A 12,154-nucleotide genomic window follows, 5' to 3' on the forward strand; every position below is an offset into this window, starting at 1 on the left:
CTGCCGGTCGGGCCCTGTGTTTATTACTGAGAGGTTTTCCCCAAATGACGAAACAGACCAGCGCCCAGACCCAGCATTGGCAGGCGCTCAGCCGCGAACACCACCTGGCTCCGTTCACCGACTACAAGCAGCTGAACGAGAAGGGTGCGCGCATCATCACCAAGGCCGAAGGCGTGTACCTGTGGGATAGCGAGGGCAACAAGATCCTCGATGGCATGGCTGGCCTGTGGTGCATGAACGTCGGCTATGGTCGCAAGGAGCTCGCTGAGGCCGCCTACAAGCAGATGCAGGAGCTGCCCTACTACAACCTGTTCTTCCAGACCGCGCACCCGCCCGTGCTGGAACTGGCCAAGGCCATCGCCGACATCGCCCCGGAAGGCATGAACCACGTGTTCTTCACCGGTTCGGGCTCGGAGTCCAACGACACTGTGCTGCGTATGGTCCGCCACTACTGGAGCATCAAGGGCAAGCCGCAGAAGAAGGTGGTCATCGGCCGCTGGAACGGCTACCACGGCTCCACCGTCGCCGGCGTGAGCCTGGGCGGCATGAAGGCGCTGCATTCCCAGGGCGACCTGCCGATCCCTGGCATCGTCCACATCCCGCAGCCGTACTGGTACGGCGAGGGCGGCGACATGTCGCCGGACGAGTTCGGCGTCTGGGCTGCCGAGCAGCTCGAGAAGAAGATCCTCGAAGTCGGCGAAGAGAACGTCGCTGCCTTCATCGCCGAGCCCATCCAGGGCGCGGGCGGCGTGATCGTTCCGCCGGACACCTACTGGCCGAAGATCCGCGAGATCCTCGCCAAGTACGAAATCCTGTTCATTGCCGACGAAGTCATCTGCGGCTTCGGCCGTACCGGCGAGTGGTTCGGCAGCCAGTACTACGGCAACGCCCCGGACCTGATGCCGATCGCCAAAGGCCTGACCTCCGGCTACATCCCCATGGGCGGCGTAATCGTCCGCGACGAGATCGTCGATACCCTGAATGAGGGTGGCGAGTTCTACCACGGCTTCACTTACTCTGGTCACCCTGTGGCCGCGGCGGTGGCTCTGGAGAACATCCGCATCCTGCGCGAAGAAAAGATCGTCGAGACCGTCAAGGCGGAAACGGCACCGTATTTGCAAAAACGCTGGCAGGAGCTGGCGGATCACCCCCTGGTCGGCGAGGCGCGCGGTGTCGGCATGGTTGCCGCACTGGAGCTGGTGAAGAACAAGAAGACCCGCGAGCGCTTCGAGAATGGCGTGGGGATGCTGTGCCGCGAGCACTGCTTCCGCAACGGCCTGATCATGCGCGCGGTGGGAGACACTATGATTATTTCGCCGCCGCTGGTCATCTCCAAGCCGGAAATCGACGAGTTGATCACCCTGGCGCGCAAGTGCCTCGATCAAACCGCCGCCGTAGTGCTGTCTTGAGTCTTTAACCGGGACTTTGACAGACTGCGCCTGTGCGTTGGCCAGGCTCACCGAGTGGTGTCGGCGGAACTGTCCGACGCCACTCGGAACATCAAAAATAACTGGAGCTACCCGCATGTCTAACATCTTCGGCAAGACCTTGCTCGCTGTGACTCTGGCGGGCGCTGTGGCCGGTATGGCACAGGCCGATGAAAAGGTTCTGCACGTATACAACTGGTCGGACTACATCGCGCCGAACACGGTCGATGATTTCACCAAGGCCACCGGCATCAAGGTCGTCTACGACGTCTACGACAGCAACGAAGTGCTGGAGGCCAAGCTGCTGGCCGGCAAGTCGGGCTACGACGTGGTGGTTCCGTCGAACTCCTTCCTCGCCAAGCAGATCAAGGCTGGCGTGTACGAGCCGCTGGACAAGTCCAAGCTGCCGAACTGGAAGAACCTGAACCCGGACATCATGAAGACCCTCGAGGTCAGCGACCCGGGCAACAAGTACGCGATCCCGTACATGTGGGGCACCATTGGCATCGGCTACAACCCGGACAAGGTCAAGGCCGTACTGGGCGACAACGCGCCGGTCGACTCCTGGGACCTGGTGTTCAAGCCCGAGAACATCGAGAAGCTGAAGCAGTGCGGCGTGAGCTTCCTCGACTCGCCGACCGAAATGATCCCGGCAGCCCTGCACTACCTGGGCTACAAGTCCGACAGCCAGGATCCGAAGGAAATCAAGGCCGCCGAAGACCTGTTCCTGAAGATTCGTCCGTACATCACCTACTTCCACTCCTCGAAGTACATCTCCGACCTCGCCAACGGCAACATCTGCGTCGCCATCGGCTACTCCGGCGACATCTACCAGGCCAAGTCCCGTGCGGTGGAAGCCAAGAACAACGTGAAGGTGGCCTACAACATTCCGAAGGAAGGCGCCGGCGCCTTCTTCGATACCGTAGCCATCCCGAAAGACTCCGCGAACAAGGACGCTGCCCTGCAGTGGATCAACTTCGTGCTCGAGCCGAAGGTCATCGCGCAGATCACCGACACCGTTTCCTACCCGAACGGTAACGCCGCGGCCACCCCGCTGGTGAAGGAAGAGATCCGCAAGGACCCGGGCATCTACCCGAGCGACGACGTCATGAAGAAGCTGTACGCCTTCCCGGATCTGCCGGCGAAGACCCAGCGTCTGATGACTCGCAGCTGGACCACCATCAAGTCCGGCAAGTAATGGACAGGCCTGGCAGGTCGGCATGACCGGCCGGGCTCTGACCGAACGGCGGTGGGGGAACGTGCGCTCCTCCATCGCTGGTTTCACGGATCCGGATCATCTGCAGTGGGATGACCGTAAGTTGCAGAACAGACGTCATCGAAGGTTCTGCGAGAGCGCCCGTCGCTCCACGGAAGGCCCAGTACAAGTTGTAAACGCCAACCAGACCAAGAAGCTTCACAACAACGAGAGGACCGACGTGTGCGCATTCCCTTCCGCAAAACCCTGATGACCGCCGTCTGCATGCTGGGCTTCGGTGCCACAGCCGCGCAGGCCGAACAGACCGTGCACATCTACAACTGGACCGACTACATCGGTGAGACGACCCTGGCCGATTTCCAGAAGGCCACCGGCATCAAGCCCGTCTACGACGTCTTCGACTCCAACGAGACTCTCGAAGGCAAGTTGCTGGCCGGCCACACCGGCTACGACGTGGTCGTCCCGTCGAACAACTTCCTCTCCAAACAGATCAAGGCTGGCGTGTTCCAGAAGCTGGACCGCAGCAAGCTGCCGAACTGGCAGAACCTCGACCCGGCGCTGATGAAGCGGCTGGAGAAGGCCGATCCGGGCAACCAGTACGCCGTCCCCTACCTGTGGGGCACCAATGGCATCGGCTACAACGTCGAGAAGATCAAAGAGGTGCTGGGCACCGACAAGATCGATTCCTGGGCGATGCTCTTCGAACCGGAAAACATCAAGAAGCTGACCAAGTGCGGCGTTGCCTTCCTCGACTCGCCGGATGAAATGTTCCCGGCGGTGCTGAACTACATGGGCCTCGACCCGAACAGCACCAATCCGCAGGATTACGAGAAGGCCGAAGCCAAGTTCATGGCCGTGCGTCCGTACGTGACCTACTTCCATTCCTCGAAGTACATCACCGACCTCGCCAACGGCGACATCTGCATCGCCGCCGGTTTCTCCGGCGATATCTTCCAGGCCGCCAACCGCGCCAAGGAAGCTGGCAAGGGCGTCAAGATCGCCTATGCGATTCCAAAGGAAGGTGGCAACCTGTGGTTCGACATGCTGGCCATCCCGGCCGACTCGCCGAACGTCAAGCAGGCCCACGCCTTCATCAACTACCTGCTGCAGCCTGAAGTCATCTCCAAGGTCAGCGAGTACGTGGGGTACGCCAACCCCAATAGCAAGGCCGACTCCGTCATGGATCAGGAGTTGCGTCACAATCCGTCGGTCTATCCGTCGCAGGAAGTGCTTGACCGTCTGTATGTCTCCATCCCGCTACCGCCGAAGGTTCAGCGTCTGGAAACCCGTTCCTGGACGAAGATCAAGTCCGGTAAGTAAGAGCAATCCGAGTATGCCCGGCCGCGGGGGCCGGGCATCCATAGTTGGGAGTTGTGGTAATGGCTATAGCCTCCGGTGCCTACAAGAAAGCCCTCGCGGGCGACCAGCAGCCCAAAGAGGTGTTGGTAAAAATCGACCGGGTCACCAAGCAGTTCGACGAAACCCTTGCGGTGGACAGTGTTTCCCTGACCATCAAGAAGGGAGAAATCTTCGCCCTGCTCGGCGGTTCCGGTTCCGGTAAATCCACCCTGCTGCGCATGCTGGCCGGCTTCGAGCGGCCGACCGAAGGTCGCATCTTCCTGGACGGCCAGGACATCACTGATCTGCCGCCCTACGAGCGCCCGATCAACATGATGTTCCAGTCCTACGCGCTGTTCCCGCACATGACCGTGGCGCAGAACATCGCCTTCGGCCTGAAGCAGGACGGTCTGCCCAAGGACGAGATCGACAAGATCGTCGATGAGATGCTCAAGCTCGTGCAGATGACCCAGTACGCCAAGCGCAAGCCGCACCAGCTGTCCGGTGGCCAGCGTCAGCGCGTGGCCCTGGCCCGTTCGCTGGCCAAGCGTCCGAAGCTGCTGCTGCTCGACGAGCCCATGGGCGCCCTGGACAAGAAGCTGCGTTCGCAGATGCAGCTGGAACTGGTTGAGATCATCGAGCGCGTGGGTGTGACCTGCGTGATGGTGACCCACGACCAGGAAGAGGCCATGACCATGGCCCAGCGCATCGCCATCATGCACCTGGGTTGCATCGAGCAGATCGGCAGCCCGATGGACATCTACGAGACGCCGGCCAGCCGCCTGATCTGCGAGTTCATCGGCAACGTCAACATGTTCGAAGGTCAGCTGATCGAGGACCTGCAGGACCACGCGGTCATCGCCTGCCCGCAGCTGGAAAACCCGATCTACATCGGCCACGGCATCAGCACCCGTGCCGAAGAGAAGCGCATCACCTATGCGCTGCGTCCGGAGAAGGTCATGGTTTCCGCGCAGAAGCCGGAAAACCTGGAGCACGAAGGCTGCAACTGGGCCCAGGGCACCGTCTATGACATCGCCTACCTCGGCGGCCACTCGGTGTACTACATCAAGCTGGCTTCGGGGATGATCGTGCAGGCCTTCATGGCCAACGCCGAGCGCCACGTTTCTCGTCCGACCTGGGACCAGCCGGTTTACATCAGCTGGTACGACGACAGTGGTGTGGTACTGCAATCATGAACATCGTCAGCTCGATTCAAAAACGCCTGCCCAGGGGGCGGCACGCTGTAATCGGCGTACCCTTCTTCTGGCTGCTGCTGTTCTTCCTGCTGCCCTTCGCCATCGTCGTGAAGATCAGCATGTCGTCGGCAGACGTGGCGATTCCGCCGTACACCCAGATCTTCCAGTACGCCGATCAGACCCTGCAGGTGGTGCTCAACCTGGGCAACTACCTGATGCTGACCGACGACCCGCTCTACATCGATGCCTACCTGGGCTCGCTGAAGATGGCCGCGATCAGTACCTTCATCTGCTTGCTGATCGGTTATCCGATGGCCTACGGCATCGCCCGTGCCAGCAAGGAAATGCAGACCGTACTGCTGCTGCTGATCATGATGCCGACCTGGACGGCGATCCTGATCCGCGTGTACGCCTGGATGGGCATCCTCTCCAACAACGGGCTGCTGAACAGCTTCCTGATGTGGCTGGGGGTCATCCACGAGCCGCTGACCATCCTCAACACCAACCTGGCGGTGTACATCGGTATCGTCTACTCGTACCTGCCGTTCATGGTGATGCCGCTCTACGCGAACCTGGTCAAGCACGACATGAGCCTGCTGGAAGCGGCTTCCGACCTGGGCGCGCGCAACATGACCAGCTTCTGGAAGATCACCGTACCGCTGTCGAAGAACGGCATCATCGCCGGCTGCATGCTGGTGTTCATCCCGGCGGTGGGCGAGTTCGTGATCCCGGAACTGCTCGGCGGCCCCGAGACGCTGATGATCGGTAAGGTGCTGTGGCAGGAGTTCTTCAACAACCGTGACTGGCCGGTGGCTTCCGCCCTCGCCGTCGTGATGCTGGCGATCCTGATCGTGCCCATCATTCTCTTTAACAAGAACCAGGCTAAAGAGCTGGAGGGCAAGGTATGAACAAGCGTTGGTCCTTCTCCAACATAATGCTGGTCCTTGGCCTGCTGTTCATCTACGTACCGATGCTGATTCTGGTCATCTACTCCTTCAACGGCTCCAAGCTGGTGACCGTATGGGGTGGCTGGTCGGTGAAGTGGTACGTCGGCCTGCTGGACAACACCCAGCTGATCAGCGCGGTGTTCCGCTCGCTGGAAATCGCCGTGTACACGGCGGTGTCCTCGGTGGTCCTGGGTACCCTGGCAGCCTTCGTGCTGACCCGCATCCCGCGTTTCCGTGGCCGCACGCTGTTCGGCGGCATGGTTACCGCGCCGCTGGTCATGCCCGAGGTGATCACCGGTCTGTCCCTGCTGCTGCTGTTCGTGGCCATGGCGCAGATGATCGGCTGGCCGCAGGAGCGCGGTGTCGTCACCATCTGGATCGCCCACACCAGCTTCTGCTCGTCCTACGTGGCGGTAGTGGTATCGGCGCGCCTGCGTGAACTGGACCTGTCCATCGAGGAAGCAGCCATGGACCTGGGTGCCAAGCCCTGGAAAGTGTTCCTGCTGATCACCATCCCGATGATCGCTCCCTCGCTGGCAGCCGGCGGCATGATGTCCTTCGCCCTGTCGCTGGACGACCTGGTGCTGGCCAGCTTCGTGTCCGGTCCGGGCTCCACCACCCTGCCGATGGAAGTGTTCTCCGCCGTACGCCTGGGCGTGAAGCCGGAGATCAACGCCGTGGCCAGCCTCATCCTGTTGACCGTTTCGATGTTCACCTTCTTTGCCTGGTACTTCACCCGTCAGGCAGAGGAACGTCGCAAGCGCGCGATCCAGGAAGCCATGGAAGCCAACGCCACCGACTGGCAGAAGAACGCTCCGGCTACCGCCTGACGTCTGCTGTCGCCGGTTGCTCCGGCATCCGTCGAACCACGGGCCACCTTCGGGTGGCCCGTGTCGTTTCTGCCGCTCGCCGGCATATTTCCAGATGCGAGAAAAGGGCTGCCTCTCAGAATGATCTGACAGCAAATAGCCCCTACTTCCCAGCAGATGCCGACTACTCTTCAAAGTGTTCGACACCGAGCACCGGCTACCCCGCAGGCTGATCGGTAAGCGGTGCGAACGACTCCTTGTGCAGAACCTGCAGCAAGGCGGGAGGCGGCGCCGAATACAACACCCCATTTATCCCTGGGGGGAATAAGGTGCCAGGGAGCTACGGCACCTCCCGCAGAACCTTTACTCCAAAAACGACGAACCCCGCGCAAGCGGGGTTCGTCGTTTCAGGCCGGACAGCGAGATTCAGTGGCTGGAGGGCTGCAAGCGCAGCAGCCCTTTGCTGTTGGCTTCTACTTCCTCGTCGGTGAAGTGCTCGGGCTGGTACTGGCCCTCGACGTAGGCTTTGGCCTGGTCGGCGTAGTGCGCGTCGAACAGCACGCCGCTCTGGCCGACCGGGTTGATGCCGAGCGCGTGGGTCGGATCGGCGAAGTCCACCAGGCGCCGCGTCGAGGGGCCGTAGGTGACCGCCCAGGGTGCCGGGCCGATCGGCGAGGAAAGGTTGTTCGGCACCTCGTGCCCGCCCGGTGCGTCGAAGGGGCCGACATTGAACACGCGGTCCAGCGGCTTCTGCATGCCCAGCGGGTGCACGTGGGTGAGCGTATGCGCCTTGCCCCACTGCCAGTTCTCCGGGTTCTGCCCAAGCGTTTCGCGCAGGTGCCGCAGGCTGGCCCGCCAGGCGGCCTTGACGATGTCCGCGCGACTTTCCTTCGCTGGCGTGCTGCGGTCGTCCCACCAGGGTGAGTCGGCGTCGGCGGCCAGTCGCGGTAGGGCGGTGTCGATGGTCCGCGTGGTCAGCAGCAGAGGGAAGTAGGTGTCGCCCATCTCATCGTGCATGGCGCCGTAAGCAACCTGATAGAGGAACTGGCTGAACAGCGTGGCGGCCACGGAATCCAGCGGGAAGTCGCCTTTCCAGGCGGCGAGTTGCTCGACCAGCGCCTTCTCCTGCTCGTTCGCCGCCGCTTCACGCAGGGCCGGCAGCAGCGGTGCAAGGGTGCGCGGGCCATAGGCGGTCGTGGTGTCCAGCTGCAGCGCCTGGCTGTTCTGCAGGTCCCACTTCACCGAGCTGTCGCTCAGCAGTTGGTTCAGGCGTTGGCCGCGGTCGGCCAGGTTGTAGTAACCGGGCACCGGGCGGCCGTTGGCGGGCAGCGGCTGGAAGTTTGCCGAGACGATGTAGCCGCGCGCCGGGTTTTCTTCCTGCGGGTTCTCGCCGAAGGGGTAGAACGCGCCCTTGTCCGCGGCCGGCGTGCTGCCATCGAGGATGAAGTTCGGATTGACGCCCTGCGGGCGAACCGGCAGCTGTGCGGCGGCCCACCAGGCGATGTCGCCCTTGGCGTTGGCCCAGACCACGTTGAGGCCCGGGGCCTGGATCTTCTGCGCCGCGGCGCGGGCCTTGTCCAGGGTGTCGGCGCGGTCGAGCTGGTAGAAGGCATCGAGCAGTGGGTTGTCGGTCTGCAGGAAGGCCCACCACATGGCGATAGGCGTCTTGCCGGCGGTCTGGCCGAGGGCGTCGTTGATGATCGGCCCGTGCGGCGAGCTGCGCAGCACCAGCTTGACCGGCGCCTGGCCCTTGACCGCGATGCTCTGCTCCTCGTGCGTCAGGTCGACCCACTGGCCGTGGTACCAGACCTGCTCGGGATTGGCCGGGTTGACCTTCTCGGCGACCAGGTCCATGTCGTCGTTCTGGAACATGGTCAGGCTCCAGCCGAACTGCTGGTTGTGCCCGAGCATGGCGAATGGCACCAGCGCCTGGTGGTGGCCATAGAGTTCGAAGCCGGGCGCGCTGAGCTGTGCCTCGTACCACACGGAGGGCGCGGCGAAACGGATGTGCGGATCGCCCGCCAACAGCGGCTTGCCACTTCGTGTGTGGCTGCCGGAGACCACCCAGGCATTGCTGCCCTCGTATTGCGGCAGCCCGGCAGAGGCAAGCGCCTGTTCACTGAGCTGGGCGATGGTGCCCAGGTCGTGCCAGTCGCTGCTGGCCAGTGGGGTGGACTGGAGCACGCCCTGTGGATGCCAGTCGAGGTCGAACACTTTCAGGTAGTCGGCGCCCAGCGTATCGCGCACATAGGTCAGCAGCGGTTCGGTGCGCAGCGCCACGGCGAAGCTGTAGGCGAGGTAGCCGGAGACGGCGACGGTGTCCTCGGCGGTGAAGGGGCGCTTGGGAATACCCAGCACGTCGAACTCCAGCGGCCGCGGATGGCTGTCCTGGAAGGCGTTGACGCCATCCAGGTAAGCCTGCAGCGCCTTCCAGGAGGGTGAGTTGGTGTCCTGGTGCGCGACGTAGGAGGCGGCGCGCTGGCGCAGGCGCAGGGTGCGGAACAGGCGATCGGTATCGATCAGCTTGGGCCCGAGGACTTCGGCCAGCTCGCCACGCGCCAGGCGACGCAGCATTTCCATCTGGAACAGGCGGTCCTGCGCCTGCACGTAGCCCAGCGCGCGATACATGTCGGTCTCGTTCTGCGCGCTGATATGCGGCACGCCGCGTTCGTCGTAGCGCACGTCGACGACCGACTGCAGCCCGGGAAGGGCAGCCTGGCCGTCGCGGACCGGCTGCTTGCCGTGCAGGTACCACCCGGCGCCTGCGGCAGAAGCGGCGACGAGGACGGCAAGGACGCTGAGGGAGCGTTTCATGGCGGGGCGGATCTCCTTTTTGTTGTGCCCGGATTCTGCGCGGCAAGGCGCTGGCGAATCATTGACCGGAGATGCGCGCTCTGGAAGTCTTTGGTCAAAAGGACATTCCATGCAGCCCATCTCCAGTGCCCCGCTGACCCACTCGGCCACCCTGCGTCGCCTGCTCTACGAGGCCATGGCCGATCTCGGCCTCGACCCCACGCAGGTCTATCGCGACTCCCTGCACCGGCCGCGCCCGCCCATGCTGGTTTCTCGGTTGCTGCACGACGAGGTGCCGCAGTTCTGGCGTTCGCTCGCCGCGGCCACCGGCGACGTGGACATCGGTCTGCACCTGGGCGAGGTGATGAAGCCGCGCCTGCTCGACGTGGTCGGCTACCTGCTGCTGGCCAGCCGCGACCTGGGAGAGGCGTTGCAGAGTTTCCTGCGCTTCCAGCACATCCTCTCCGGTGGCTTTTGCGCGCAGCTGCGCGAGCAGGGCGAGCACGCCTGGCTGATCCTCGACATTCACTACCAGGGCTATCCGCCGCTGCGTCAGCAGATGGAGTGCCTGATGCTGCTGTTCCTCAAGCTGATGGCGTTCATCACCGATGATGAGTTCCGCTTCCTCGGCATCGAGTTCCGCCACGCGCAGCCCGCGCGCCTGCGCGAGCACCGGCGACTGTTCGGTCTGACCCCGACATTCGACAGCGAGCACGATGCCATCTGCTTTCCCCGGGCTTTGCTGAGCCGCCCTTCGCGCACAGCCAATGCGGGGCTGCATGCCATGCTCAGCAAGCATGCGGAGGAGGAGTTGCGTGAGCTGCGGGAGAACGACCTGTTCAATCGCCTGCGCTATCTGCTCGGCATGCGTCTCGGGCAGGCCGATTGCTCACTGCGGGCTTGTGCCGAGTCGCTGGGGTTGACGGAGGGTGCGTTGCAGCGCGGCCTGGCTGGCCTGGGCAGCAGCTTCCGCGAGCTCCGTGAAGAGGTGTGCCGGCAGCGTGCTATCGATCTGCTGGGGGACGGCGTGGCGATCCGCGAGGTCGCTCGGCGCTGTGGCTTTGCCGAGCTTTCGCCTTTCTACCGCGCCTTCCGGCGCTGGTTCGGAGTGCCGCCGGAGCGCTATCGGCAGCAGCTTGGAAGCCGGATGGAGGAGGCCTGAGAGAGCGCTCGGCCTCGACCTCATTCGGCCAGCGGGACCTCGCGGGCCAGGTCGAGCAGGGCCATGGCATCGAGTTGCGTCTCGATCTGCAGGAAACGCATGGCGCGGGTCGGCGAAACGTCCTTGGCGATCCGGTCGATGTATTTGCTGCGCAGGTCTTGGCGCTCGTCCTGGAGTTTCTCGGCGCGCTTGATCAGGTCCTTGGCGGCGTCGTCGGAAACCTTGCCGGTGTTGTAGGCCTTGGCGTAGTCGAAGATCAGCGCCAGGTGCTCCTTGCTCAGCTTCTCGGCCTCGCTGCGATAGGTGTTGTAGATCGGCCAGAAGGCGTTCGCCTCATCGCTGGTCAAGTTCATGTTGGCTTCGACGATGCGCTTGCGCTTGTAGTCGATGTTGGCCAGGTGGTTATCGATCTCCGCCTTGTGCTCGGACATCACCTGCTGGGTGCTTGGTTGGTCGTCGGCGACTGCAATAAGTGGCAGAGACAGCAGGGCGGCGAGGGCGATGGTGGGACGAATGCGCATGCGCAGGCTCCTTGTGAGTGGGCAGCGGCCCCTCGTGGGCCGGCGAGGCAAGTGTAGATGCCGCTCGGGCACTAGCCTTGACCGCCATCACGCCAACGGCAGAAACAGCCCTGGGCGAGGTTGTGGGTGGCCTCCACCCGCCGCCCGGCGAGCAGCGCATCCAGCACTGGCTCGATGAAGCTGTTGGCGGAACTGCATACAGCGCCTTCGCTGTAGGGGCCGAAGTAGGCGAGGCGGCCGTCGCGGTCCCAGATGGCTACCGCCGGGCTGGCCGGCAGATCCTGCATTCCGTCGAGGCTTGGCAGTGGTCGCATACCGGCCAGGCTTTCCGGCATGCGGCCGTGGCTGCCGGGTTTCTGCACCGCGAAGAACGCCACGCCGCGTGTGCTGTAGCGAGCCAGCAGCTCGCCAAGGTGTTGCTGGTTACCGACGTTGCACGGGCAGGCCGGGTCCCAGAAGTGCACCAGGCGGATATTGCCGGGGCCGGCCATCGCGGCGGGCAGCTTGAGTCCGGTGCCGCTGAACAGGGTCGGTTGTTCGTCGAACGGGTGCAGGTAGTGCTGCTGGAACCATGTGTACGCGCCGAACAGGGCCGCGGCGGACAGCAGGATAGCGAGGACACTGAGAAGCAGCGGGCGGTGGCGGGCAGGCATGGCGAATCCCGGTAAGATAGCCGGCAAGATTGCCACGCCGGCGCCTGCGGCAGAAGTTGCCACGGCCTTCGGCCTTGCGCCCCGTTATCAGC

10 protein-coding genes are annotated in these 12,154 nt (G+C 63.3%); 7 read left to right on the forward strand and 3 right to left on the reverse strand.

The window, feature by feature from the left end:
- Window positions 1–44 precede the first annotated feature (44 nt).
- The 6 genes from ACA097_RS13805 to ACA097_RS13830 all read left to right on the forward strand — a co-directional run bounded on the left by ACA097_RS13805 (window position 45) and on the right by ACA097_RS13830 (window position 6,954).
- On the forward strand, window positions 45–1,409 hold the full coding sequence (locus tag ACA097_RS13805; RefSeq protein ID WP_043256350.1) for an aspartate aminotransferase family protein: 1,365 nt from the start codon (window positions 45–47) through the stop codon (window positions 1,407–1,409).
- A gap of 115 nt (window positions 1,410–1,524) precedes the next feature.
- Complete coding sequence (locus tag ACA097_RS13810) at window positions 1,525–2,625, forward strand: polyamine ABC transporter substrate-binding protein (protein ID WP_043256348.1); 1,101 nt, start codon at window positions 1,525–1,527, stop codon at window positions 2,623–2,625.
- Between the two features lie 267 nt (window positions 2,626–2,892).
- Entirely contained in the window at window positions 2,893–3,963 is a 1,071-nt protein-coding gene (locus tag ACA097_RS13815; RefSeq protein WP_371370516.1) for a polyamine ABC transporter substrate-binding protein, read from the forward strand.
- A gap of 59 nt (window positions 3,964–4,022) precedes the next feature.
- On the forward strand, window positions 4,023–5,177 hold the full coding sequence (locus ACA097_RS13820) for an ABC transporter ATP-binding protein (RefSeq protein ID WP_043256346.1): 1,155 nt from the start codon (window positions 4,023–4,025) through the stop codon (window positions 5,175–5,177).
- Window positions 5,178–5,203: 26 nt separating this feature from the next.
- Entirely contained in the window at window positions 5,204–6,085 is an 882-nt protein-coding gene (locus ACA097_RS13825; protein ID WP_160289024.1) for an ABC transporter permease subunit, read from the forward strand.
- Window positions 6,082–6,954, forward strand: coding sequence for an ABC transporter permease subunit (locus ACA097_RS13830; RefSeq protein ID WP_371370416.1), 873 nt, complete (start codon window positions 6,082–6,084; stop codon window positions 6,952–6,954). Before ACA097_RS13825 ends, ACA097_RS13830 begins: the two co-directional genes overlap by 4 nt.
- 405 nt (window positions 6,955–7,359) lie before the next feature.
- On the opposite strand, the gene ACA097_RS13835 is transcribed toward ACA097_RS13830, so the two are convergent.
- Entirely contained in the window at window positions 7,360–9,747 is a 2,388-nt protein-coding gene (locus tag ACA097_RS13835; RefSeq protein WP_371370417.1) for a penicillin acylase family protein, read from the reverse strand.
- A gap of 109 nt (window positions 9,748–9,856) precedes the next feature.
- Between ACA097_RS13835 and ACA097_RS13840 the strand changes: the two genes are divergently transcribed.
- Entirely contained in the window at window positions 9,857–10,888 is a 1,032-nt protein-coding gene (locus ACA097_RS13840; RefSeq protein WP_371370418.1) for an AraC family transcriptional regulator, read from the forward strand.
- Between the two features lie 20 nt (window positions 10,889–10,908).
- Here the strand turns inward: ACA097_RS13840 and ACA097_RS13845 are convergent, their stop codons facing one another.
- Window positions 10,909–11,409, reverse strand: coding sequence for a transcriptional regulator (locus ACA097_RS13845; RefSeq protein ID WP_043256335.1), 501 nt, complete (start codon window positions 11,407–11,409; stop codon window positions 10,909–10,911).
- A gap of 71 nt (window positions 11,410–11,480) precedes the next feature.
- A complete protein-coding gene (locus tag ACA097_RS13850; protein ID WP_371370419.1) occupies window positions 11,481–12,062 on the reverse strand; it encodes a DUF6436 domain-containing protein in 582 nt (193 codons plus the stop codon).
- Between the last annotated feature and the right edge of the window lie 92 nt (window positions 12,063–12,154).

Source organism: Pseudomonas sp. QL9 (genome assembly GCF_041409665.1).
In the GTDB taxonomy this organism is placed as follows: Bacteria; Pseudomonadota; Gammaproteobacteria; order Pseudomonadales; family Pseudomonadaceae; genus Pseudomonas; species Pseudomonas knackmussii.